This is a genomic window from Streptomyces sp. NPDC091416 (assembly GCF_044756845.1).
Classification (GTDB): domain Bacteria; phylum Actinomycetota; class Actinomycetes; order Streptomycetales; family Streptomycetaceae; genus Streptomyces.
The window spans coordinates 682,745-705,755 of the sequence record NZ_JBIVTU010000001.1 but is presented as its reverse complement, the minus strand read 5'-3'; the positions used below and the strand labels follow the sequence as shown (position 1 = coordinate 705,755).

Annotated in this window: 21 protein-coding genes; 9 read left to right on the top strand and 12 right to left on the bottom strand. The window is 72.1% G+C overall.

The genetic code is table 11. From position 1 onward, the window contains the following. Window positions 1-4: 4 nt before the first annotated feature. The 3 genes from ACIQMX_RS02975 to deoC are packed head-to-tail and all read right to left on the bottom strand — an operon-like array spanning window position 5 to window position 3,292. Window positions 5-910 carry an aldehyde dehydrogenase family protein gene (locus ACIQMX_RS02975; protein WP_402474551.1) on the bottom strand — a complete coding sequence of 302 codons (906 nt, stop codon included), beginning with the start codon at window positions 908-910 and terminating at the stop codon, window positions 5-7. After that, entirely contained in the window at window positions 903-2,339 is a 1,437-nt protein-coding gene (locus tag ACIQMX_RS02970) for an aldehyde dehydrogenase family protein (protein ID WP_402474549.1), read from the bottom strand. The genes ACIQMX_RS02975 and ACIQMX_RS02970 overlap by 8 nt, the downstream gene beginning before the upstream one ends. Before the next feature lie 5 nt (window positions 2,340-2,344). Then, complete coding sequence (gene deoC, locus ACIQMX_RS02965) at window positions 2,345-3,292, bottom strand: deoxyribose-phosphate aldolase (RefSeq protein WP_363072846.1); 948 nt, start codon at window positions 3,290-3,292, stop codon at window positions 2,345-2,347. Between the two features lie 248 nt (window positions 3,293-3,540). Between deoC and ACIQMX_RS02960 the strand changes: the two genes are divergently transcribed. Beyond that, a complete protein-coding gene (locus ACIQMX_RS02960) occupies window positions 3,541-4,179 on the top strand; it encodes a PH domain-containing protein (RefSeq protein WP_363072657.1) in 639 nt (212 codons plus the stop codon). A gap of 129 nt (window positions 4,180-4,308) precedes the next feature. Here ACIQMX_RS02960 and ACIQMX_RS02955 read toward each other — a convergent pair whose 3' ends face one another. From ACIQMX_RS02955 to ACIQMX_RS02945, 3 genes are all read right to left on the bottom strand, one after another. After that, window positions 4,309-5,955, bottom strand: coding sequence for a phospho-sugar mutase (locus ACIQMX_RS02955; protein WP_363072655.1), 1,647 nt, complete (start codon window positions 5,953-5,955; stop codon window positions 4,309-4,311). A 256-nt stretch (window positions 5,956-6,211) separates the two neighbouring features. Beyond that, complete coding sequence (locus tag ACIQMX_RS02950) at window positions 6,212-7,036, bottom strand: purine-nucleoside phosphorylase (protein ID WP_363072653.1); 825 nt, start codon at window positions 7,034-7,036, stop codon at window positions 6,212-6,214. A 135-nt stretch (window positions 7,037-7,171) separates the two neighbouring features. Further along, on the bottom strand, window positions 7,172-7,609 hold the full coding sequence (locus ACIQMX_RS02945; protein WP_136327705.1) for a gamma-glutamylcyclotransferase: 438 nt from the start codon (window positions 7,607-7,609) through the stop codon (window positions 7,172-7,174). A 296-nt stretch (window positions 7,610-7,905) separates the two neighbouring features. On the opposite strand from ACIQMX_RS02945, the gene ACIQMX_RS02940 reads away from it, so the two are divergent. Together ACIQMX_RS02940 and ACIQMX_RS02935 are read left to right on the top strand one after the other, a co-directional pair. Further along, window positions 7,906-9,345 carry an NAD(P)H-quinone dehydrogenase gene (locus tag ACIQMX_RS02940; protein ID WP_363072651.1) on the top strand — a complete coding sequence of 480 codons (1,440 nt, stop codon included), beginning with the start codon at window positions 7,906-7,908 and terminating at the stop codon, window positions 9,343-9,345. Between the two features lie 197 nt (window positions 9,346-9,542). Continuing rightward, a complete protein-coding gene (locus ACIQMX_RS02935) occupies window positions 9,543-10,493 on the top strand; it encodes a DeoR/GlpR family DNA-binding transcription regulator (RefSeq protein WP_363072649.1) in 951 nt (316 codons plus the stop codon). A gap of 30 nt (window positions 10,494-10,523) precedes the next feature. On the opposite strand, the gene ACIQMX_RS02930 is transcribed toward ACIQMX_RS02935, so the two are convergent. Beyond that, window positions 10,524-11,171 (bottom strand): TetR/AcrR family transcriptional regulator, encoded by a 648-nt coding sequence (locus tag ACIQMX_RS02930; RefSeq protein WP_402474546.1) that lies wholly within the window; start codon window positions 11,169-11,171, stop codon window positions 10,524-10,526. 172 nt (window positions 11,172-11,343) lie between these two features. Then, window positions 11,344-13,098, bottom strand: coding sequence for an acetyl/propionyl/methylcrotonyl-CoA carboxylase subunit alpha (locus ACIQMX_RS02925; protein ID WP_402474545.1), 1,755 nt, complete (start codon window positions 13,096-13,098; stop codon window positions 11,344-11,346). A 393-nt stretch (window positions 13,099-13,491) separates the two neighbouring features. On the opposite strand from ACIQMX_RS02925, the gene ACIQMX_RS02920 reads away from it, so the two are divergent. Further along, window positions 13,492-13,953: a hypothetical protein gene (locus tag ACIQMX_RS02920; protein WP_402474543.1), complete on the top strand. Its 462-nt coding sequence runs from the start codon at window positions 13,492-13,494 to the stop codon at window positions 13,951-13,953. A gap of 10 nt (window positions 13,954-13,963) precedes the next feature. On the opposite strand, the gene ACIQMX_RS02915 is transcribed toward ACIQMX_RS02920, so the two are convergent. The 4 genes from ACIQMX_RS02915 to ACIQMX_RS02900 all read right to left on the bottom strand — a co-directional run bounded on the left by ACIQMX_RS02915 (window position 13,964) and on the right by ACIQMX_RS02900 (window position 16,689). Beyond that, complete coding sequence (locus ACIQMX_RS02915; RefSeq protein WP_363072642.1) at window positions 13,964-14,581, bottom strand: nucleoside triphosphate pyrophosphatase; 618 nt, start codon at window positions 14,579-14,581, stop codon at window positions 13,964-13,966. A 98-nt stretch (window positions 14,582-14,679) separates the two neighbouring features. Next, a complete protein-coding gene (gene mmpB, locus ACIQMX_RS02910) occupies window positions 14,680-14,808 on the bottom strand; it encodes a morphogenic membrane protein MmpB (RefSeq protein ID WP_261991678.1) in 129 nt (42 codons plus the stop codon). Between the two features lie 76 nt (window positions 14,809-14,884). Further along, window positions 14,885-15,091 carry an acyl-CoA carboxylase epsilon subunit gene (locus tag ACIQMX_RS02905; protein ID WP_363072640.1) on the bottom strand — a complete coding sequence of 69 codons (207 nt, stop codon included), beginning with the start codon at window positions 15,089-15,091 and terminating at the stop codon, window positions 14,885-14,887. A 14-nt stretch (window positions 15,092-15,105) separates the two neighbouring features. Beyond that, window positions 15,106-16,689, bottom strand: coding sequence for an acyl-CoA carboxylase subunit beta (locus ACIQMX_RS02900; protein WP_363072638.1), 1,584 nt, complete (start codon window positions 16,687-16,689; stop codon window positions 15,106-15,108). 157 nt (window positions 16,690-16,846) lie between these two features. Between ACIQMX_RS02900 and ACIQMX_RS02895 the strand changes: the two genes are divergently transcribed. The 5 genes from ACIQMX_RS02895 to hutH all read left to right on the top strand — a co-directional run bounded on the left by ACIQMX_RS02895 (window position 16,847) and on the right by hutH (window position 22,988). Next, entirely contained in the window at window positions 16,847-17,749 is a 903-nt protein-coding gene (locus ACIQMX_RS02895; protein WP_402474541.1) for a biotin--[acetyl-CoA-carboxylase] ligase, read from the top strand. A gap of 199 nt (window positions 17,750-17,948) precedes the next feature. Next, window positions 17,949-19,118, top strand: a complete 1,170-nt coding sequence (locus tag ACIQMX_RS02890) for an adenylate/guanylate cyclase domain-containing protein (RefSeq protein ID WP_363072634.1) — start codon at window positions 17,949-17,951, stop codon at window positions 19,116-19,118. Between the two features lie 145 nt (window positions 19,119-19,263). Then, entirely contained in the window at window positions 19,264-20,076 is an 813-nt protein-coding gene (locus ACIQMX_RS02885; protein ID WP_402474538.1) for an enoyl-CoA hydratase/isomerase family protein, read from the top strand. Window positions 20,077-20,172: 96 nt separating this feature from the next. Beyond that, window positions 20,173-21,402 carry a GGDEF domain-containing protein gene (locus tag ACIQMX_RS02880; protein WP_363072630.1) on the top strand — a complete coding sequence of 410 codons (1,230 nt, stop codon included), beginning with the start codon at window positions 20,173-20,175 and terminating at the stop codon, window positions 21,400-21,402. A gap of 35 nt (window positions 21,403-21,437) precedes the next feature. Beyond that, on the top strand, window positions 21,438-22,988 hold the full coding sequence (gene hutH / locus ACIQMX_RS02875; RefSeq protein WP_363072628.1) for a histidine ammonia-lyase: 1,551 nt from the start codon (window positions 21,438-21,440) through the stop codon (window positions 22,986-22,988). Window positions 22,989-23,011 lie beyond the last annotated feature (23 nt).

Sequence of the window (23,011 nt, the reverse complement as noted above, 5' to 3'; positions counted from 1 at the left end):
CGCGTCAGTACGAGGAGCCCGACACGCCCAGCGCGCCCGTCGGGTGCCAGACGGTCTTGGTCTCCAGGAACGCCGTCAGCCGGCGCGTACCGGGATCGGCCGACCAGTCGGCGTCACCGTCCACAGCCTGTGGACGCGAGACGCGCTTCAGGTTGTCGGCCGCCGCGATCTCCAGCTCCTTCGCCAGATCCGCGTCGGCGCCCGTCAGGTCGATGCCGTTCACGTCCTGGTGGGAGGCGAGCGGCGCGGCGATCTCCGCCGTCCTCCCCGACAGGATGTTGACCACGCCGCCCGGCAGGTCCGAGGTGGCCAGCACCTCGCCCAGCGAGAGCGCGGGCAGCGGCGACGCGGCCGAGGCCACGACGACCGCCGTGTTGCCGGTCGCGATCACGGGCGCGAGCACCGAGACCAGGCCCAGGAACGAGGACTCCTGCGGCGCGACGACGGTCACGACGCCGGTCGGCTCCGGGGTCGAGAGGTTGAAGAACGGTCCCGCGACCGGGTTGGCCCCGCCCACGATCTGGGCGATCTTGTCCGTCCAGCCCGCGTACCAGACCCAGCGGTCGACCGCCGCGTCCACGACGGCCGCCGCCTTGGACTTCGACAGTCCCTCGGCCTCCGCCACCTCGCGGACGAACTGGTCCCGACGGCCCTCCAGCATCTCCGCGACGCGGTAGAGGATCTGGCCGCGGTTGTACGCGGTCGCGCCGGACCAGCCGCCGAACGCCTTGCGCGCCGCCACGACGGCGTCCCGCGCGTCCTTGCGGGAGGACTGGGGCGCGTTCGCCAGCCACTTGCCCTTCGAGTCCGTCACCTCGTACACCCGGCCGCTCTCGGAGCGGGGGAACTTGCCCCCGACGTACAGCTTGTAGGTCTTGAAGACGCTCAGTCGGTCACTGCGCTCAGACATCGAGGTACGCCTCCAGGCCGTGACGGCCGCCTTCGCGGCCGAAGCCCGACTCCTTGTAACCGCCGAACGGCGAGGTCGGGTCGAACTTGTTGAACGTGTTGGCCCAGACGACGCCCGCCCGGAGCCTGTTCGCCACCGCGAGGATGCGGGAGCCCTTCTCCGTCCAGATGCCGGCCGAGAGGCCGTACTGACTGTTGTTGGCCTTGGCGACCGCCTCGTCCGGCGTACGGAAGCTCAGCACGGACAGGACCGGGCCGAAGATCTCGTCGCGGGCGACGGTGTGCGCCTGGGTGACGCCGGTGAACAGCGTCGGGGCGAACCAGTAGCCGGCGGACGGCAGCTCGCACGGCGCCGACCAGCGGTCCGCGCCCTCGGCCTCGCCCGTCTCGACGAGCGCGGTGATCCGGGAGAGCTGCTCCTCGGAGTTGATCGCGCCGATGTCGGTGTTCTTGTCCAGCGGGTCGCCGAGGCGCAGCGTGGACAGGCGGCGCTTGAGCGAGTCCAGCAGTTCGTCCTCGACGGACTCCTGGACGAGGAGTCGCGAGCCCGCGCAGCAGACCTGGCCCTGGTTGAAGAAGATGCCGGTGACGATGCCCTCGACGGCCTGGTCGATCGGGGCGTCGTCGAAGACGATGTTGGCGCCCTTGCCGCCCAGCTCCAGCGTGGCCTTCTTGTCCGTGCCCGCGATCTGGCGGGCGATGGCCTTGCCGACGGCGGTCGATCCGGTGAAGGCGATCTTGTTGATGTCCGGGTGCTCGACGAGGGCCGAGCCCGCGTCCCCGTAGCCCGTCAGGATGTTGACGACGCCCTTGGGCAGCCCGGCCTGGCGGCAGATGTCGGCGAAGAAGAGGGCGGAGAGCGGGGTCGTCTCGGCCGGCTTCAGCACCACCGTGTTGCCGGTGGCGAGCGCCGGGGCGATCTTCCACGCGAGCATCAGCAGCGGGAAGTTCCACGGGATGATCTGGCCGGCGACGCCCAGCGGGCGCGGGTTCGCGCCGTAGCCCGCGTGGTCCAGCTTGTCGGCCCAGCCCGCGTAGTAGAAGAAGTGCGCGGCGACCAGCGGGAGGTCCGCGTCGCGGGTCTCCTTGATCGGCTTTCCGTTGTCGAGGGTTTCGAGAACGGCGAGCTCGCGGCTGCGCTCCTGGATGATCCGGGCGATCCGGAACAGGTACTTGGCGCGCTCGGAGCCGGGCAGTGCCGACCACTTCCCGAACGCCCGGCGGGCCGCCTGCACGGCCCGGTCCACGTCCGCGGCGCCTGCCCGCGCGACCTCGGAGAGCACCTCCTCGGACGACGGGCTGACCGTCTTGAAGACCTGGCCGTCGGCGGCGTCGGTGAACTCGCCGTCGATGAACAGGCCGTACGAGGGGGCGATGTCGACGACGGAACGGGATTCCGGCGCCGGTGCGTACTCGAATGCAGATGCCATGGGAATCAGTCCACCGTCACGTAATCGGGGCCGGAGTAACGGCCGGTGCTGAGCTTCTGGCGCTGCATCAGCAGGTCGTTCAGCAGGCTGGAGGCGCCGAAGCGGAACCAGTGGTTGTCCAGCCAGTCCTCGCCCGCCGTCTCGTTCACCAGCACCAGGAACTTGAGGGCGTCCTTGGAGGTGCGGATGCCGCCGGCCGGCTTCACGCCGATCTGGATGCCGGTCTGCGCACGGAAGTCGCGCACCGCCTCCAGCATCAGCAGGGTGTTCGCGGGTGTGGCGTTGACGCCGACCTTGCCGGTCGACGTCTTGATGAAGTCCGCGCCCGCCAGCATGCCGAGCCAGGAGGCCCGCCGGATGTTGTCGTACGTGGACAGCTCGCCGGTCTCGAAGATCACCTTCAGGCGCGCGGAGCCGCACTCGGCCTTCACGGCGAGGATCTCCTCGTACACCTTCAGATAGCGGCCGGAGAGGAAGGCGCCGCGGTCGATCACCATGTCGATCTCGTCGGCCCCGGCGGCCACGGCGTCCCGGACGTCCGCGAGCTTCACGTCGAGCGCGGCGCGCCCGGCGGGGAAGGCCGTGGCGACGGACGCCACCTTCACGCCGGAACCGGCCAGGGCGGCCACCGCGGTCGCCGCCATGTCGGGGTAGACGCAGACCGCCGCGGTGCGCGGGGTCGTGCGGTCGGTGGGATCGGGATGGACGGCCTTGGCGGCGAGCGCGCGGACCTTGCCCGGAGTGTCCGAGCCTTCCAGCGTCGTCAGGTCGATCATCGAAATGGCGAGGTCGATGGCGTACGCCTTGGCCGTCGTCTTGATCGAACGGGTTCCGAGCGAGGCGGCGCGCGCTTCGAGGCCGACGGCGTCGACGCCGGGCAGCCCGTGCAGGAAGCGGCGCAGCGCACTGTCGGACGCCGTCGCGTCGGCGAATGCGGGAGCAGTGGTGGGCATGGTCACCACATGAGCATATCTACGCGCGTAGCGACCTGTACAGGGGCCCAGGTCGGACGCGTATCGCGCGCCAGACACGGCGGATGCGAACGCGTGTCGGGTGTTCTGGGCCCCGGGCTCCGTACGCCTGTCAGGTGCCCGGCCCGCTGGAGTCCGCACGCTGGTCCGGGACCCGCCCCGCCCGGTCCGCACGCGTGTCCGGGTGGCCGCCCCCGCGTTCGCCGCGCCCGTCAGGCAGAATCGGGCTCATGACGAGCCCCACACCGCCCTCCGAGCCCACCTACGCCGACCGGACGTTCCGGTCGCCCGCCGGGCTGATCGGGGGTGTCCTGCTGCTTGTGCTCGTCGGCTGGATCGGCGTGGACGCCGTCATCCAGGGCGAGGGCACTGTGCCGTGGCTGGCGCTGGCGGCCCTGCTGGCCGTGGTGCCGCTGGTGATCGCCTTCACCCTGCGGCCTGTGGTGTCCGCCAACGAACAGCGCATCCGGATCCGCAATCCGTTCCGGACGATCACGCTGCCGTGGACCGAGGTCAAGGACGTCCGCGCCGGGTACTCGAGCGAGATCTTCACCGAGGGCGGCGCGAAGTACCAGCTCTACGCGATCCCGGTGTCGCTGCGGCAGCGCAAGAAGGCCGCCCGCCACCAGTCCCGGCAGGCGGCCGACGATCCGTACGGCCGGACGTCCGCCACCGCCGACGTGCGCGACACGAAGGCGCGGGCGGCGGTCGCCGACCAGACGATGAGCGATCTGCGGCAGCTCGCCGAGCGCGCGGGCGACCGGCCCGCCGCCGAGGGCGCCGCCCCGTCGGTCCGCTGGGCGTACGAGGTGATCGCACCGGCCGCCGTGGGCGCCGTGCTGCTGGTGGTGCTGCTCCTCGTCGGCTGACGGCCGCCGGGCGTACGACCGAAGCGCCCCCGGCCGGGTGGAGTACCGGCCGGGGGCGTCCGCATGGGTGAGGTCAGCACTCGATGCCGGCACCCGGCCCGATGCCTGTGCCAGCCGGAGCCGGGTTCGTCAGATCCCGGCCGCGGCCGCCAGGTCCCGCTTGATGCCGGCCAGCAGCTCCGCGCCCTTCGTCCGGGCCGCGGGCAGCTCGTCCGCCGAGCCGACCGGGACCACTACCTCCAGATAGCACTTGAGCTTCGGCTCGGTGCCGCTCGGGCGGACGATCACCCGGGCGCCTTCCAGCTGATAGCGCAGTCCGTCCGTGGGCGGCAGCAGCTTCGTGCCGTGCGACAGGTCCTCGGCCGAGGTGACGGCGAGGCCCGCGAGGGCGGCCGGCGGCTGCTCGCGCAGGCGGCGCATGGCGTCCGTGATGACGGACAGGTCCTCGACCCGCACCGACAGCTGGTCGGTGGCGTGCAGCCCGTGCTCGACCGCGAGGTCGTCCAGCAGGTCGAGGAGGGTGCGGCCCTGCTCCTTGAGCACGGAGGCGAGTTCGGCGACCAGCAGCGCGGCCGTGATGCCGTCCTTGTCGCGGACGCCGTCCGGGTCGACGCAGTAGCCGAGCGCCTCCTCGTAGCCGTACCGCAGACCGTCCACCCGGGCGATCCACTTGAAGCCGGTCAGCGTCTCCTCGTAGCCGAGCCCCGCCTTCCCGGCGATCCGGCCCAGGAGGGACGAGGACACGATCGACTCGGCGAACACCCCGCCGACCCCGCGGCGGACCAGGTGGGCGGCGAGAAGCGCCCCGACCTCGTCGCCACGCAGCATCCGCCAGCCGCCCTCCGCGGCCGTGTCCGGGACGGCGACGGCACAGCGGTCCGCGTCCGGGTCGTTGGCGATGACGAGGTCCGGGGCCGAGCGGCGCGCGGTGGCGAACGCGAGATCCATCGCGCCGGGTTCCTCCGGGTTGGGGAAGGCCACGGTGGGGAACGCGGGGTCGGGATCGGCCTGTTCGGCGACGAGGACCGGGGCGGGGAAGCCGGCGCGGTCGAAGGCGGCGGTGAGCACGGAGGTGCCGACCCCGTGCATGGCCGTGTACACGACGTGGGCCGTGCGCGGCGAACCGTCGGCCAGCACGGCGTCCGTACGCGCCAGATAGGCGTCCAGGACCTCGTCGCCGAGGGTCTCCCAGCCGCTGTCGGGGCGGGGCACGGTGTCGAGCGGGCCGACCGCGGCGATCGCGGCGGCGATCTCGCCGTCGGCCGGCGGCACGATCTGCGAGCCGTCGCCGAGGTAGACCTTGTAGCCGTTGTCGCGCGGCGGGTTGTGGCTGGCGGTGACCTCGACGCCCGCCACGGCTCCCAGATGCCTTATGGCGTACGCCAGGACGGGGGTGGGGAGCGGGCGGGGGAGCACGGCGGCCCGCAGACCGGCGCCGGTCATCACGGCCGCGGTGTCCCGGGCGAAGTCGGTGGACTTGTAGCGGGCGTCGTAGCCGATGACGACGAGGCCGCCGTCCTGGCCCTGGTCCTTCAGGTACGCGGCGAGCCCGGCGGCGGCGCGGATGACGACGGAGCGGTTCATCCGCATGGGCCCGGCGCCGATCTCGCCGCGGAGTCCGGCGGTGCCGAACTGGAGCGTGCCGGCGAAGCGCGCGCCGAGCTCGTCGAGGTCCTCCGCGTCGATGAGCCCGGCGAGCTCGTCGCGGGTCTCGGGGTCGGGGTCCTCGGCGAGCCAGGTCCTGGCCCGGGCGATGAGGTCCTGCGTCGTCGTCACGGTGTCCGCCTTCCTGCGGTCTGTATGGGGTTGGTGGGGGCGGAGGTGGGATTGCGCCTGCGGCGGGTCATGTCTGCTCCCCGCCCCTTCCCGGAACCGGGGGCGCTGTCCCCGGACCCCCGTGCCCCGAACGCCGGCGGGGCCGCACGCGGGTGCCCGCCTTCCGGGCCCGGCGCCTCGTGAGCCGGCGGGGCCGGAAGGCGGGCCCCCGGCCGGGGGCGCGTGGACGGCGCCCCCGGGAAGGTGCCCCAGGCGGTCAGATCCGGTCCAGGACCCTCGCCAGCAGCGACCCCATCCGGGTCGCCGAGTCGCGCCCCGCCTGCAGTACCTCTTCGTGGTTCAGCGGCTCCCCGCTCAGCCCCGCCGCCAGGTTCGTCACCAGGGAGATGCCCAGGACCTCCGCGCCCGCCTCGCGGGCCGCGATGGCCTCCAGCACGGTGGACATGCCGACGAGGTCGCCGCCCATCACGCGGACCATGTTGATCTCGGCCGGGGTCTCGTAGTGCGGGCCGGGGAACTGCACGTACACGCCCTCTTCGAGGGTGTCGTCGATCTCCTTACACAGCGCCCGCAGCCGCGGCGAGTACAGGTCGGTCAGATCGACGAAGTTGGCGCCGATGATCGGCGACGCCGCCGTGAGGTTGATGTGGTCGCTGATCAGGACCGGCTGTCCCGGGCGCATGCCCTCGCGCAGACCGCCGCAGCCGTTCGTCAGCACGATGGTCCCGCAGCCCGCGGCGACGGCGGTGCGCACCCCGTGGGACACGGCGGCGACGCCGCGGCCCTCGTAGAAGTGCGTACGGCCCAGGAAGACCAGGACGCGCTTCTCGCCGATGCGGTACGAGCGGATCGTGCCGCCGTGGCCCTCGACCGCGGGGGCGGGGAATCCGGGCAGGTCCGTGACCGGGAACTCGGCCTCCGGAGTGCCGAGCGCATCGCCGGCCGGCGCCCAGCCGGAACCCATCACGAGGGCGACGTCGTGGGTCTCGGCACCGGTCAGCTCGCGAAGGCGGGCGGCGGCGTCGGCGGCGGCGGCGTGGGGGTCGCCCTGGATGTGGTCCGGAATAACTGATGCGTTCACGCGGATGAGCGTAACCGCTGAATCCCTACGCGCGTAGATGCTCCGGTACAGAGTCTGGGCGCGTTCGTTCGTACGTTCCCACAGCGAGCCGCGGGAGATGAGGGGAAACGGCAGCTCGGAGCGGGTTCCGAGGGCTCAGCAGGGGCGCTTGCGGAGTTCCATCACATAGTCGTGCGGCGCGCCCGCGGAATCGGCCGCGTCGGCCACCTCGCCCAGGTAGCGGGCCGACGGCAACCCGCCCTCGTAGCCGTTCAGCACGTACATCCAGGCCGGTTCCTCGCCGTCCAGGGTGTGCACCCGGACCCGCATGCGGCGGTAGATGTCCAGGCCGACGCCCTCCCAGCGGTCCATGGAGTCCTCGTCCATCGGCGCCAGGTCGTACAGCGCCACGAACACCTGGGAGCGCGGCGCCTCGACCACCGTGGCCAGTGCGCCCTCCCAGCCCATCTGCTCGCCGCCGAACGTCAGCCGCCAGCCGTTCAGCCAGCCGGTGCCGCGCAGCGGGGAGTGCGGTGCGCGGCGCGTCATCAGCCGCGCGTCGAGGTTGCCGGCGTACGCGGCGTAGAGCGACATGGGACCGAGGGTACGGGAGGTGGCACCGGGAGCGTCGATTCCTGGGAGGAACCACCCTGCGGAATCATCTGCCGGACGAGCCGGATCCGTACCGGCCGGCCCCCGTGCGCCGCCGGTCCGACCGGCCGCTTCCCGTGCCCCTGGCGCCCCGGCGCACGTATGGAGGGCCCCGGGGCGAAGCACCTTGGCGCGTGCGGGACAATGAAGTACGTACTGCATTCCCCCGGGGCGGCCCCCCGGACCCCCGGCCGGGACAGCAGACGGCCGCGGGACGAGAAACGCGAGGCGGACTTTTCGTGACCCGGATCGTGATCATCGGCGGCGGACCCGGCGGGTACGAGGCGGCATTGGTGGGCGCCCAGCTCGGCGCGGAGGTGACCGTCGTCGACTGTGACGGCCTCGGCGGCGCGTCCGTGCTCACCGACTGCGTGCCCTCGAAGACCCTGATCGCGACGGCAGAGGTGATGACCACCTTCGACTCCTCGTACGAGGAGCTCGGCATCATCGTCGCGGACGACACGCCGCACATGGAGCAGGCGGCGCGGGTGGTCGGCGTCGACCTGGGCAAGGTCAACCGGCGGGTGAAGCGCCTCGCGCTCGCCCAGTCCCACGACATCACCGCCTCCGTCACCCGTGCCGGCGCACGGGTGATGCGCGGGCGCGGCCGTCTGGAGGGCCTCCAGGCCGCCGACGGCTCCCGCCAGGTCGTCGTCACGGCGGCCGACGGTACGGAGGAGACGCTCACCGCGGACGCCGTGCTGATCGCCACCGGCGGCCACCCCCGGGAGATCCCGGACGCGCTCCCCGACGGCGAGCGGATCCTGAACTGGACCCAGGTCTACGACCTCGACGAGCTCCCCGAGGAGCTCATCGTGGTCGGCTCCGGTGTCACCGGCGCCGAGTTCGCCGGCGCCTACCAGGCCCTCGGCTCCCGCGTCACCCTCGTCTCCTCCCGCGACCGGGTGCTGCCGGGCGAGGACCCGGACGCGGCGGCCGTGCTGGAGGACGTCTTCCGCCGCCGCGGCATGAACGTGATGGCCCGCTCCCGCGCCCAGTCCGCCAAGCGGGTGGGCGACCGGGTCGAGGTGACCCTCGCCGACGGCCGGGTCATCTCCGGCTCGCACTGCCTGATGGCGGTCGGCGCGATCCCGAACAGCGCCGGCATGGGCCTGGAGGAGGCCGGGGTCCGGCTCAAGGACTCGGGCCACATCTGGACCGACAAGGTCTCCCGCACCAGCGCGCCGGGCGTCTACGCGGCCGGTGACGTCACCGGGATCTTCGCGCTCGCCTCGGTCGCCGCCATGCAGGGCCGGATCGCGATGTACCACTTCCTCGGCGACGCGGTGGCGCCGCTGAACCTGAAGACGGTCTCCTCGAACGTCTTCACCGACCCCGAGATCGCCACGGTCGGGTACACCCAGGCCGACGTCGACGGCGGCAAGATCGACGCCCGTGTCGTCAAGCTCCCGCTGCTGCGCAACCCGCGCGCCAAGATGCAGGGCATCCGGGACGGCTTCGTCAAGATCTTCTGCCGGCCCGGCACCGGCATCGTGGTCGGCGGCTGTGTCGTCGCGCCGAAGGCGAGCGAGCTGATCCACCCCATCTCGATCGCGGTCGACAACAACCTGACCGTTGAACAGATCGCAAACGCCTTCACTGTGTATCCGTCCCTGTCGGGATCGATCGCGGAAGTGGCCCGCCAGTTGCACACCCGGAAGCAGGCGGGCGAGGCGTAACGGGCCCCGGGGTTGCCGGGTAAACCGGCATTCCCCGGCAACCCCTGGCAAGTCAGGCGGTCTGTGGACCGCCGTTCGGTCAGTACGGAACAACAACGGGGCCGCCTATACCACTTGGCGGCCCCTTGTATGTACAACTTCTGTTATTCGGCGCAAACAGCTGAAAACGCTCGGGCGGTCACGTTACTGTCAGTTTTGTGTTCGCTGCAGAACGTCGTCAGTTGATCCTCGAAATGGTGCGTGCCAACGGGGCGGTATCGCTCCGTGAGCTCGCCCGCGTCGTCCAGACCTCCGAAGTGACCGTACGGCGGGACGTGCGGGCACTGGAGGCAGAAGGACTCCTCGACCGCCGGCACGGCGGTGCGGTCTTGCCGGGCGGTTTCACGCGGGAGTCCGGCTTTCCGCAGAAATCCCATCTCGCCACCGCGGAGAAAACGGCCATCGCCGACGTGGCCGCCGGTCTCGTCGAAGAGGGCGAGGCCATCGTGGTCGGCGCCGGTACGACCACGCAGGAGCTGGCCCGCCGGCTCGCGCGGGTCCCCGGTCTGACCGTGGTCACCAACTCGCTGCTCGTCGCCCAGGCGTTGGCCCATGCCAACCGGGTGGAAGTGGTGATGACCGGGGGCACCCTGCGCGGTTCCAACTACGCCCTGGTGGGCAGTGGTGCCGAGCAGTCGCTCCAGGGGCTGCGGGTCTCGCGCGCCTTCCTGTCCGGGAGCGGGCTCACCGCCGAACGCGGACTCTCCACGTCCAACATGCTCTCCGCGAGCGTGGACCGGGCGCTGGTGCAGGCCGCGGGGGAGGTGGTGGTCCTCGCCGACCACACCAAGCTCGGCTCCGACACCATGTTCCAGACCGTGCCGACGGATCTCATCACGCGTCTGGTGACGGACGAACCGGCCGCGCACGACGACCGGGCAGCCGCGGAGTTGCAGGCCCTGGCCGATCAGGGCGTGCAGATCGCGGTGGCGGGTGCCACGGGGGGAGCGTCCTCCACGGACTCCCCTCCATCCGGCCGGTCCGCCCGCCGCGACATGCCCCTGCCGGGGCAGCGGCGCACGCATGCGCAGCAGTTGCGGGGGGCGGTGCTGGCCGACCAGGGCGGTCAGGGGGACCGGGCGCGGGTGGCGGATCTGCGCCGCCGGTAGCCGGGGGCCCTGCCCCCGGACTCCCGCTCCTCAGCCGGCGGAAGGGCTGGCGGGCTCGGAGAGGCCGGACGAACCGGAGGGGCCGGAGCTGCTCAGGCCCCGCAGCGTCAGTGTCAGCAGCCGCTCCGCCAGGTCCGGATCGTCCGGTGACTGCTCGGCGGCCAGCGCGATCGCGTTCGTCAGCTGCATCAGGTCGTCGATGGACACCTCGGCCCGTACCGCCCCGCTCGACTGCGCCCGGGCCAGCAGTACCGAACCCGCCTCGCGCAACGGCACGTTGCACGGCGACAGGGCCGATGTCTCGTCCCGGCACGTCGACATGAGTGCCTGGGCCAGCCCCCGGTACTCACCCGCATGAGTGATGAGCGCGCCCAGCCACTCCACCAGGCCGGTGCACGGCTCCTGAGCCCCGGCCAGCTCGTGGGAGCGGGCGATCAGGGCGGCCACGGCCTCCTGGAAGACCGCGCTCATCAGCGCGTGCCGCGTCGGGAAGTGCCGGTACAGGGTGCCGATGCCCACGCCCGCCCGTCGCGCGACGTCCTCCAGGGAGGCGTCGGTGCCGTGCTCGGCGAAGGAGTCGCGGGCCTCGGTGAGCAGCCGGTCGTAGTTGCGGCGCGCGTCGGCGCGCATGGGCCGGTCCGGCGCGCGGACCGGTGTCCCTGCCGTACTGATCGCCATTGCGCAGTCCTCCCTGTGTCCGCTCCGGGGTCCAGGATGCCACCGGGTAACCGGAGGTGCCCTCCGCAACGCTGGGGGCCCGGTCCCCGCATCGCAATGACCGGCGCCCCGGTCACGTCCTATGACATGAGCGGGGCGCCGGTGGAACAGGTGGGAACGGATGCCGCGGGCGTCAGTCCTTGATCTCGCAGATGACCGCGCCGGAGGAGACCGAGCTGCCGACCTCGGCGGCGAGGCCCTTGATGGTGCCCGCGCGGTGCGCGTTGAGCGGCTGCTCCATCTTCATGGCCTCCAGGACGACGATCAGATCGCCCTCCTTGACCTCCTGGCCCTCTTCCACCGCGATCTTCACGATCGTGCCCTGCATCGGGGAGGCCAGGGTGTCGCCGGAGACGGCCGAGCCGGACTTCTTCGCCGCACGGCGCTTGGGCTTGGCGCCCGCCGCGAGTCCCGTACGGGCCAGGCTCATGCCCAGCGACGAGGGCAGCGAGACCTCCAGGCGCTTGCCGCCGACCTCGACGACGACCGTCTCGCGGCCGGACTCCTCGTCCGCCTCCGTGTCGGCGGGCGCGGCGAACGGCTTGATCTCGTTGACGAACTCCGTCTCGATCCAGCGGGTGTGGATGCGGAACGGGTCGGCGGTGAACGCCGGGTCGACGACGACCGCGCGGTGGAAGGGAATGGCGGTGGCCATGCCCTCGACGTTGAACTCGGCCAGCGCGCGGGCCGCGCGCTGGAGCGCCTGCTCGCGCGTCGCACCGGTCACGATCAGCTTGGCGAGCAGCGAGTCCCAGGCCGGGCCGATGACCGAGCCGGACTCCACACCCGCGTCGAGGCGGACACCGGGGCCGGTCGGCGGCGCGAACACGGTGACGGTGCCGGGAGCGGGCAGGAAGCCGCGGCCCGGGTCCTCGCCGTTGATGCGGAACTCGAAGGAGTGGCCGCGCATCTCCGGGTCGTCGTAGCCGAGCTCCTCGCCGTCGGCGATGCGGAACATCTCGCGTACGAGGTCGATGCCGGTGACCTCCTCGGTCACCGGGTGCTCGACCTGGAGGCGGGTGTTGACCTCGAGGAAGGAGATCGTGCCGTCGACGCCGACCAGGAACTCGACCGTGCCGGCGCCGACGTAGCCGGCCTCCTTCAGGATCGCCTTGGACGCCGCGTACAGCTCCGCGTTCTGCGCCTCGGACAGGAAGGGGGCCGGGGCCTCCTCGACGAGCTTCTGGTGGCGGCGCTGGAGCGAGCAGTCACGGGTGGAGACGACGACCACGTTGCCGTGGGTGTCGGCCAGGCACTGGGTCTCCACGTGCCGCGGCTTGTCGAGGTAGCGCTCCACGAAGCACTCACCGCGCCCGAACGCGGCGACGGCCTCGCGGACCGCGGAGTCGTACAGCTCCGGGATCTCCTCCAGCGTGCGCGCGACCTTCAGTCCGCGTCCGCCACCGCCGAAGGCGGCCTTGATCGCGATCGGCAGCCCGTGCTCCTTCGCGAAGGCGACGACCTCGGCGGAACCCTCGACCGGGTCCGGGGTGCCCGCGACGAGCGGGGCACCGGCGCGCTGGGCGATGTGACGGGCGGCGACCTTGTCACCGAGGTCCCGGATCGCCTGCGGCGGCGGGCCGATCCACGTCAGACCGGCGTCGAGCACGGCCTGGGCGAACTCGGCGTTCTCCGAGAGGAAGCCGTAACCCGGGTGGATCGCGTCCGCCCCGGAGTCCTTGGCCGCCTGGAGCACCTTGGCCATGTCCAGATAGCTGGCGGCCGGGGTGTCACCGCCCAGAGCGAATGCCTCGTCGGCCGCACGCACATGCAGAGCGTCGCGGTCCGGGTCTGCGTAGACGGCCACGCTCCCGATTCCCGCGTCCCGGCAGGCTCGGGCAACACGGACAGCAATTTCGCCACGGTTGGCGATGAGCACCTTGCGCACGATGGCTCCCTCCTTGAAACAAGCTGAGTTTAGGGACAACCGACACGGCCCTACGACCCGTCCCCACTGGTGAGCTTTCCCACACGGAGTGTGATTCGAGGCTTGCTCAAGTCGCGAAATCCCTTGTGGCACCACGGTACGCCGGGAACCATGACCGCACAGTAGCCACGAGGTGTGGTCCAGGTCTCTGTCGGCACGGGCACCGACTCCCGGTGTTTCTTTGTGGACTTCCCACTAAGGGGGGCGGGATTCTTTGCCCGACGCACTTGGGCGTGGACAAGGGGGTGCGCAGCCGGGGCGCACAGGGGTGGGAAGGGGGGCGCTCAACCCCTTGTCCAGGGGATTACCCGTTAGTAGGGTCCGCGCTATCGCACGTACTGCAGGTAACAGGGGGTGAGCGCCGTGGTGCGCAGGCCGGTGGCTTTCATAGCCGCGCTCGTGCTGTTCGCGGAAGCCGTGGGCATCGTGATCATCAATGCCGTCCTGGGAACGGTCGTCAAGAACCAGGACATGTCCCTGGCCGGCACCGACCCCGGTGTCATGTCCAAGGGCACGTGGGTGCTGGGAGGCGTCTCGGGACTGTTCCTGGTGCTCTGCGGCGTGCTGCTCCTGGTGGCCGGCATCCGTGACCGGGCGCCGGGCCGTGCCGCCCGGATCGTGCTCATCGGCTGCGCCGTCGTCCACGGCGTGCTGGGCGCGCTGACGGTCGGCCTGGTGGGCTGGGAGGCGTTCGTCCTCATGATGGTGGTGCTGGGCCTGATCGTGCTGGCCCTGGTGGCGTACGGCCCCGCCGAGGACAACCCGGCGGCCGCCCGCGCCGAGCCCGAGCAGCCGGCGGCACCGGCCCCGGCCTGAACCGGGCGGCTCAGACCCAGAGGTCGGTGACCTGGATCCCCAGCTCGCCCAGCAGCCGCCGCAGCAACGGCAGCGAAAGACCGATGACATTGCCCGGGTCGCCGTCGATCGAGTCCACGAACGGTGCCGAGCGCCCGTCGAGGGTGAAGGCGCCCGCGACGTGCAGCGGCTCGCCGGAGGCCACGTAGGCGGCGATCTCGGCGTCCGAGGGCTCACCGAAGCGGACCGTCGTGGACGCGGTCGCGGAGGCGGTGCGCCCGCTCGCGGTGTCGGTCAGGCAGTGCCCCGTCCGCAGGACCCCGGAGCGCCCCCGCATGGACTTCCAGCGGGCCGTGGCCTCCTCGGCGTCGGCCGGCTTGCCGAGTGCCCGGCCGTCCAGTTCCAGCACCGAGTCGCAGCCGATGACCAGGGCCCCCGCGGCCTGCGGCAGCCCGGCCACCACTCCGGCCTTGGCCTCGGCAAGGACGAGTGCGAGCTCTGCCGGGGTCCCGGCGCTCAGCGCGTCCTCGTCGACCCCGCTGACGATCACCTCGGGCGCGAAGCCTGCCTGCCGCAGCAGACCGAGACGGGCGGGTGATTGCGAGGCGAGTACGAGGCGACGGGGCGCGGGATCAGTCATGCGGGCCATCGTACAAATCAGCCGCATGCGCGGGCCGCTCCCGGGGGCACGGCCCCGGACCCCTCAATCGCCGGCGGGGCTCGACGAGCCGCAACGGCTCCACACGGTCAGCGGGCGCCCAGCACGAACATCGCGATCACCATGGCCAGCGCGAGCACGAGGCCCGCGCGCCGGAGCATGTCCTGGGCGTCGCGCAGTTCCTTGGGGGGCTTGTTCTCGGGATCGGACCACAGCATGATCCGATCCTGCGGTGCGAACCGCGGCGGCGCCTGAGTACGGGTACTCAACCGCCGCCACACGCGTCACGCACGCCTACCCGGGCCAGTACGTACGCGCCCATGCGCGCGGTCCCGGCAGATGGCGGCCGCGCCGGGCCAGGCGGCCCGGGTCGGACCACTGCGCGGGCAGCTCCGGCGTACCGGACGACACGGCGGACGCCGCCGCGGCGCGCGCCCGCACCACCGCCAGGGCGGCGGCCAGCTCCTCCGGGGTCGGGTTGCCCCGTACGACCTTGATCATGGCCAGGACCCTTTCTAGAGGGGGATGTTGCCGTGCTTCTTCGGGGGCAGGGACTCCCGCTTGGTCCGCAGCTGCCGCAGCCCCTTCACCACGTGGGCCCGGGTCTCGGACGGCATGATCACCGCGTCCACGTAGCCGCGCTCCGCCGCCACGTACGGGTTGAGGAGCGCGTCCTCGTAGTCCGCCATCAGCTCGGCGCGGGTCGCGTCCTGGTCCTCGGCGGCGGCGATCGTGCGGCGGTGCAGGATGTTGACGGCGCCCTGTGCGCCCATCACGGCGATCTGCGCGGTCGGCCAGGCGACGTTGATGTCGGCGCCCAGGTGCTTGGATCCCATGACGTCGTACGCGCCGCCGAACGCCTTGCGCGTGATCACCGTGATCAGCGGGACGGTCGCCTCCGCGTACGCGTAGATCAGCTTGGCGCCGCGGCGGATGATGCCGCCGTACTCCTGGTCCACACCCGGCAGGAAGCCCGGGACGTCGACGAAGGTCAGCACGGGCACGTTGAAGGCGTCGCACGTGCGGACGAACCGTGCCGCCTTCTCGCTCGCGTTGATGTCCAGGCAACCGGCGAACTGCATCGGCTGGTTGGCGACGATGCCGACCGGATAGCCCTCCACCCGGCCGAAGCCGGTGAGGATGTTCGGCGCGAACAGGGCCTGGGTCTCCAGGAATTCGCCGTCGTCCAGCACGTGCTCGATCGCGGTGTGCATGTCGTACGGCTGGTTCGCCGAGTCCGGGATGAGCGTGTCCAGCTCGCGGTCCTCGTCGCCGACCGCCAGGTCCGCCTCCTCCGGGAAGGCCGGGGCCTCGGAGAGGTTGTTCGACGGGAGGTAGGACAGCAGCGACTTGACGTACTCGATGGCGTCCTTCTCGTCGCCCGCCATGTGGTGCGCCACACCCGAGGTGGTGTTGTGCGTACGGGCGCCGCCGAGCTCCTCGAAGCCCACGTCCTCGCCGGTGACCGTCTTGATGACGTCGGGCCCGGTGATGAACATGTGCGAGGTCTGGTCGACCATGACCGTGAAGTCGGTGATCGCGGGGGAGTAGACCGCGCCACCCGCGCACGGTCCGACGATCAGCGAGATCTGCGGGATCACGCCCGAGGCGTGCACATTGCGGCGGAAGATCTCCGCGAAGAGGCCCAGCGCCGCGACACCCTCCTGGATGCGGGCGCCGCCGCCGTCGTTGATGCCGATGACCGGACAGCCGGTCTTCAGCGCGAAGTCCATCACCTTGACGATCTTCTCACCGTAGACCTCGCCGAGCGAGCCGCCGAAGATGGTGAAGTCCTGCGAGTACACGCAGACGGGGCGGCCGTCGACCGTGCCGTACCCGGTGACGACACCGTCCCCGTACGGCCGGTTCTTCTCGATGCCGAAGTTCGTCGAGCGGTGCCGGGCGAATTCGTCCAGCTCCACGAAGGAACCCTCGTCGAGCAGGAGATCGACGCGCTCACGCGCGGTCAACTTGCCCTTCGCGTGCTGCTTTTCCACCGCGCGCGCGGAACCCGCGTGGGTCGCCTCGTCGATACGGCGCTGCAGGTCCGCGAGCTTGCCCGCGGTGGTGTGGATGTCGATCTCTTCCGGCTCGGACATCGGGTGGCGGCTCCCTGCCTGGTCACGGGGACGACGGCGCTGCTGATCAGCGGATGAACGGCTGACGGCGCGCAGCGCTGAACGGCTACTGATCCGTAGCGTATCGGCGCGGATACCGTTCGGCAGTGCGTCGTTTGACACACCTAGGGTGGCTTGCATGACACCCTCGGATGCGCCACAGAGCCGTTGGTCGGACCTGGACCGACCGCCCCTGAACGTTCCCGCGCTGCGCCGCGGACTGCTGCGGCCGGACGGGCTGTGGACCTCGCTCGACGTCGTCGACAGCACCGGTTCCACCAACTCGGACCTCGCGGGGCGTGCGGCCTCGCTCACCGAGGGTGCCGTCCTGGTCGCCGAGGAGCAGACCGCCGGCCGAGGCCGTCTGGACCGCACCTGGACCGCACCGGCCCGCTCCGGCCTGTTCTTCTCCGTCTACCTGACGCCGGCGCCCGTACCGGTGCAGCGGTGGGGCTGGCTGCCGCTGCTGGCGGGGGTCGCCGCGGCGACCGGCCTGGCGCGGTCGGCCGGCGTCGACACGGCACTGAAATGGCCCAACGACCTGCTGGTCACCGTCCCCGAGGACTCCGGCAAGGTCCGTCCGGGGGAGACCCCAGTCGGCCAGGAGCGCAAGACGGGCGGCATCCTCGCCGAGCGGGCCGGCGACGGCGTCGTCATCGGCATCGGCCTCAACGTCTCCCTGCGCAGCGACGAACTGCCCGCCCCCACCGCCGCCTCGCTCGCCCTCGCCGGAGCGGTCTCCACCGACCGGGAAACGCTGCTGCGCGGCGTACTGCGCTCGCTGGAGCAGTGGTACGGGCAGTGGCGCGCGGCCGACGGCGACGCGGCGGCGAGCGGCCTCCAGGAGGCCTACGCGGCGGGCTGCGCCACGCTCGGCCGGACGGTACGGGCCCAGCTGCCCGGCGACCGCACGCTCACCGGCGAGGCGGTGGCGATCGACGGGGACGGCCGGCTGGTCCTGTCCTCGGACGGCGGCCTGCGCGAGCCCGTCTCGGCGGGCGACATCGTGCACCTGCGCGGTGCGGAGGGCGGACTGACCTGAGAGGCTGTCGCGTGACCGGTGGACCGGGCGGCCGCGGGTCACCCGGAGGCCTCGCAGAGGCACTGGTGAGCGGCGCGTACGCCCCGACCCGACGGGTAACGCCTCGACGACGTGAGGTAGGGCACACCTGCCGTATCGTTGAGGCGATCCACCGACAGATCGGCAGGGCAGTGCGCAGGGAACGGGCAGGAGGCGGCTGGTGACCGTCGGCGACACGACCTCCGGCGCGGGCGCGGAGCCCCCGTCGGACTCCTCGGTCCACGCGACACCGCATCACGAAGTCGACCACACGGCCGAACCGACCGACGACCCTCTGGCGATCCGGCTGGAACAGCTGATCCTGGGCGCCGACCGGCGCTACACCCCGTTCCAGGCCGCCCGGACGGCGGGCGTCTCCATGGACCTGGCATCCCGGTTCTGGCGGGCCATGGGGTTCGCCGACATCGGCCAGGCCAAGGCGCTGACCGAGGCGGACGTGCTGGCGCTGCGACGGCTGTCCGGCCTGGTCGAGGCGGGGCTGCTCAGCGAGCCGATGGCGATCCAGGTGGCCCGTTCGACCGGGCAGACCACCGCCCGGCTGGCGGAATGGCAGATCGATTCGTTCCTGGAGGACCTCACCGAGCCGCCCGAGCCCGGAATGACCCGCACCGAGGTCACGTACCCCCTGATCGAACTGCTTCTGCCGGAGCTGGAGGAGTTCCTGGTGTACGTGTGGCGGCGCCAGCTCGCCGCCGCCACCGGCCGGGTCGTGCAGGCCGCGGACGACGAGGAGATGGTCGACCGGCGCCTGGCCGTCGGTTTCGCCGACCTCGTCGGATTCACCCGGCTGACCCGTCGGCTGGAGGAGGAGGAGCTCGGCGAGCTCGTCGAGTCCTTCGAGACCACCTGCGCCGACCTCGTGGCCGCGCACGGCGGCCGGCTCATCAAGACCCTCGGCGACGAAGTGCTCTTCGCCGCCGACGACGCGGGCACGGCCTCCGAGATCGCGCTGCGCCTCATCGAGGCGATGACGCTGGACGAGACGATGCCGGCCCTGCGCGTCGGCATCGCGTTCGGCACCGTCACCACCCGGATGGGCGATGTCTTCGGCACCACGGTGAACCTTGCCAGCCGGCTGACGTCGATAGCTCCGAAGGACGCCGTCCTGGTGGACGGGGCGTTCGCCAAGGAGCTGACCCGGACCGGTGACGCCCCGGTCTCCGAGGCCCGGGCCGCGGAGGAGGCCGCCGCCGCGAAGGAGAGCGCGGACGGCGAGGAGCCGGCTCCCGTACCCAAGTACCGCTACGGGCTGCAGCCGATGTGGCAGCGGCCGGTGCGTGGCCTCGGCATCGTCGAACCGTGGCTGCTGGCCCGTCGTGGCACGTCCTGACCACGTCTGACCCACCCCCGCGCTCCCCGGCCGGCGGCGCCCTGACCGTCCCCGGCCGGCCCGTTCCGGCCGCCCCCTGACCTCCGGCGAATGGAGAGCTCTAGGATCCCTCGGGTAACGCTCGTTAACTGACAGGGGTGCAGCCATGACCGTCACGTCCGAGCAGCGGTTCGGGGAGTTCGTCGTCGTACGGGGCCACGAGGGCCTGGAGCATGTCGCCGAGCTGGTGCTCGACCGGCCCAAGGCCATGAACGCGGTGTCCACGGACATGGCCCGCTCGATCGCCGCCGCCTGCGCCGCGCTCGCCGCCGATCCCGAGGTCCGGGTCACCGTCCTCACTTCCAGCCATGAGCGGGCCTTCTGCGTGGGCGCGGACCTGAAGGAGCGCAACTCCTTCACGGACGCCGACCTGGTGCGTCAGCGGCCCACCGCGCGCGCCGCCTACACCGGCGTGCTGGAACTGCCGATGCCGACGATCGCGGCGGTGCACGGCTTCGCGCTGGGCGGCGGGTTCGAGCTGGCCCTGTCCTGCGATCTGATCGTCGCCGACCGGACCGCCCTGGTCGGTCTGCCCGAGGTCTCGGTCGGCGTCATCCCGGGCGGTGGCGGCACCCAGTTGCTGCCGCGCCGGATCGGGGCGGCGCGCGCCGCGGAGCTGATCTTCACCGCCCGCCGGGTGGAGGCGGCCGAGGCGCGCGAGCTGGGCCTGGTCGACGAGCTGGTCGCGGACGGCCGGGACCGGGCCGAGGCGCTGGCGCTCGCCGGCCGGATCGCGGCGAACTCCCCGGTGGGGCTGCGGGCGGCCAAGCGGGCCCTGCGGCTCGGCCACGGGCTCGATCTGCGGGCCGGTCTGGAGGTCGAGGACTCCGCCTGGCGGTCGGTGGCCTTCTCCGGCGACCGGGCGGAGGGCGTGGCCGCGTTCAACGAGAAGCGGAAGCCGCAATGGCCCGGGGAGTGACCCGCGGGTGACTCCACGTGCCCGCGCCGCGACGCACCGTGCGTGATTCAGGTCGTCAAGTGATCAAATCACCGCAAATCTACATAAGCTGGTGCGATGGGCGGTGACGATGCGCGGCTGCGGGCCGTGGTTTCGCTTGCGCAGGCGATGGCGGCGGCGCACACCCCTCGGGGGTGCTGGCGGGCGGCGGCGCTGGGGGCGTGCGAGGCGCTGGGCGGCAGTTTCGCCGCGTTGTCGGTCTGGGAGCGCGGGCGTGGACGGCTGCGGGTCCTGGTCAACGCGGGCGAGCGGGCGGACGGGGAGGAGGAGTTCCCCGACGAGGAGACGTACCCCGTGCACCAGTTTCCGGAGATCACCGAGTTCCTGCACGAGCGGTGGGCCGGGGGCGGTGAGCCGGACGCCTGGGTGGAGACCGCCGACGGTCCGGTGGAGCCGGAGCCCGGCGATGCCGGTGCGGGGGGCGTGGACGTGTCGGGTGCGCACGGTTACCGGCGCGGCTACTGCCATCAGCGGGTGGCGGCGCTGCGCCGGCGCGGGCGCGGCTGCTGTGTCGTCGCGCCGATCGTGCTGCACGGGCGGGCCTGGGGCGAGCTCTATGTGGCGCGGCCGTCGGGGGAGCCGGTGTTCGACCGCCGGGACGCGGACTTCGCCACGGTGCTGGCCGCCGTGGTGGCCGCCGGGATCTCCCAGACGGAGCGCCTGGAGGAGGTGCGCAAGCTCGCCTTCACCGATCCGCTGACCGGCCTCGCCAACCGTCGGGCCGTCGACATGCGGCTGGACGAGGCGGTGGAGCGGCACCGGGAGGACGGCTCGGTGGTGAGCCTGGTCGTCTGTGATCTCAACGGTCTCAAGTGGGTCAACGACACCCACGGGCATGCCGTCGGCGACCGTCTGCTGGAACGTTTCGGCTCCGTGCTGTCCCGGTGCGGGGCCATGCTGCCCGGAACGCTCGCGGCCCGCCTCGGCGGCGACGAGTTCTGCCTGCTGGCCCTGGGCCCCGGGGCGGACGAGGTGGTCGCGGTGGCCGCGGAACTCTGTGAGCGGGCGGCCGAGCTGGAGTTCGGCAACGGGGTCGCCTGCGGGATCGCCTCCACAGGCGACCCGATCGGCCCGGTGGTCTCCGCCCGGCGGCTCTTCCGGCTCGCGGACGCGGCCCAGTACCGCGCGAAGGCGGCCCGCTCCAGGCGGCCCGTGGTGGCGGGGCGTGACGGCGAGGTCATCCGGCTGGCGGACTCCCCGCCCGGATCCCCCCACGACCGCCGCCGGCTGCGGGGGGCGGCCCCCGGGGCGGCGGACGAGGTAAGGGGTCACCCCGAGGACCACTAGTGACATGAAGGGTTTCAATCCGTACGCTTCTGAATATGGATATGCATACAGTCGTGGTGGGGACGTCCGGCACCACCGCTCAGGACGTCATCGCCGTGGCCCGCGGCAACGCCCGTGTCGAGCTCTCCGCCGCCGCGGTGAGCGCCCTGGCCGCCGCCCGCGAGATCGTGGACGCGCTCGCCGCCAAGCCCGAGCCGGTCTACGGCGTCTCCACCGGATTCGGCGCACTGGCCAGCCGCCACATCAGCCCGGAGCTCCGCGCTCAGCTCCAGCGCAACATCGTCCGCTCGCACGCCGCCGGCATGGGCCCCCGGGTCGAGCGCGAGGTCGTCAGGGCGCTGATGTTCCTGCGGCTGAAGACGGTCGCCTCCGGTCACACGGGCGTTCGGCCCGAGGTCGCGCAGACCATGGCCGACGTACTCAACGCCGGGATCACACCCGTCGTTCACGAGTACGGTTCCCTCGGCTGCTCCGGCGATCTGGCACCGCTCTCGCACTGCGCCCTGACCCTCATGGGCGAAGGCGACGCGGAGGGTCCCGACGGGACCGTCCGCCCGGCCGGCGAACTGCTCGCCGCCCACGGCATCGCCCCGGTCGAGCTGCGCGAGAAGGAGGGCCTGGCCCTCCTCAACGGCACCGACGGCATGCTCGGCATGCTCGTGATGGCCCTCGCCGACCTGCGCAGCCTCTACACCTCGGCCGACATCACCGCGGCCCTGTCCCTGGAGGCCCTGCTCGGCACGGACAAGGTCCTCGCCCCCGAGCTGCACGCCATCCGCCCGCACCCCGGCCAGGGCGCCAGCGCCGACAACATGCTGCGGGTGCTGGCCGGTTCGGGTCTGACCGGTCACCACCAGGACGACGCGCCGCGCGTCCAGGACGCCTACTCCGTGCGCTGCGCGCCCCAGGTCAACGGGGCGGGCCGCGACACCCTCGCGTACGCCGCGACCGTGGCCGACCGCGAACTGGCGTCGTCCGTCGACAATCCGGTCGTCCTCCCCGACGGCCGGGTCGAGTCCAACGGCAACTTCCACGGGGCGCCGGTCGCGTACGTCCTGGACTTCCTGGCGATCGTCGCCGCCGACCTCGGCTCGATCGCCGAGCGCCGCACCGACCGGCTGCTGGACAAGAACCGTTCGCACGGGCTGCCGCCGTTCCTCGCCGACGACGCCGGTGTCGACTCGGGCCTGATGATCGCCCAGTACACGCAGGCCGCCCTGGTCAGTGAGATGAAGCGGCTCGCCGTCCCCGCCTCCGCCGACTCGATCCCGTCCTCCGCGATGCAGGAGGACCACGTCTCGATGGGCTGGTCGGCCGCGCGCAAGCTCCGTACCTCCGTCGACAACCTCGCCCGGATCGTGGCCGTCGAGCTCTACGCGGCTACCCGCGCCGTCGAGCTGCGCGCCGCGCAGGGGCTGACCCCGGCCCCCGCCTCGCTCGCCGCCATCGAGGCGCTGCGGGCGGCGGGCGTCGAGGGCCCCGGGCCGGACCGCTTCCTGTCGCCGGACCTGGCCGCGGCGGACGCCTTCGTCCGGGCGGGCGGGCTCGTCGCGGCGGTCGAGCCGGTCACCGGGCCGCTGGCCTGACCGCAGGACGTGCGCGCAGGCGG

Excerpts from the sequence above, each read along its gene's own strand:
- ACIQMX_RS02975 (WP_402474551.1), bottom strand. The coding sequence starts at position 910 with ATGTCTGAGCGCAGTGACCGACTGAGCGTCTTCAAGACCTACAAGCTG.
- ACIQMX_RS02970 (WP_402474549.1), bottom strand. The coding sequence starts at position 2,339 with ATGGCATCTGCATTCGAGTACGCACCGGCGCCGGAATCCCGTTCCGTC.
- deoC (WP_363072846.1), bottom strand. The coding sequence starts at position 3,292 with ATGCCCACCACTGCTCCCGCATTCGCCGACGCGACGGCGTCCGACAGT.
- ACIQMX_RS02960 (WP_363072657.1), top strand. The coding sequence starts at position 3,541 with ATGACGAGCCCCACACCGCCCTCCGAGCCCACCTACGCCGACCGGACG.
- ACIQMX_RS02945 (WP_136327705.1), bottom strand. The coding sequence starts at position 7,609 with ATGTCGCTCTACGCCGCGTACGCCGGCAACCTCGACGCGCGGCTGATG.
- ACIQMX_RS02930 (WP_402474546.1), bottom strand. The coding sequence starts at position 11,171 with ATGGCGATCAGTACGGCAGGGACACCGGTCCGCGCGCCGGACCGGCCC.
- ACIQMX_RS02915 (WP_363072642.1), bottom strand. The coding sequence starts at position 14,581 with ATGGCCCGCATGACTGATCCCGCGCCCCGTCGCCTCGTACTCGCCTCG.
- mmpB (WP_261991678.1), bottom strand. The coding sequence starts at position 14,808 with ATGCTGTGGTCCGATCCCGAGAACAAGCCCCCCAAGGAACTGCGCGAC.
- ACIQMX_RS02905 (WP_363072640.1), bottom strand. The coding sequence starts at position 15,091 with ATGATCAAGGTCGTACGGGGCAACCCGACCCCGGAGGAGCTGGCCGCC.
- ACIQMX_RS02900 (WP_363072638.1), bottom strand. The coding sequence starts at position 16,689 with ATGTCCGAGCCGGAAGAGATCGACATCCACACCACCGCGGGCAAGCTC.
- ACIQMX_RS02895 (WP_402474541.1), top strand. The coding sequence starts at position 16,847 with ATGACACCCTCGGATGCGCCACAGAGCCGTTGGTCGGACCTGGACCGA.
- ACIQMX_RS02885 (WP_402474538.1), top strand. The coding sequence starts at position 19,264 with ATGACCGTCACGTCCGAGCAGCGGTTCGGGGAGTTCGTCGTCGTACGG.
- ACIQMX_RS02880 (WP_363072630.1), top strand. The coding sequence starts at position 20,173 with ATGGGCGGTGACGATGCGCGGCTGCGGGCCGTGGTTTCGCTTGCGCAG.
- hutH (WP_363072628.1), top strand. The coding sequence starts at position 21,438 with ATGGATATGCATACAGTCGTGGTGGGGACGTCCGGCACCACCGCTCAG.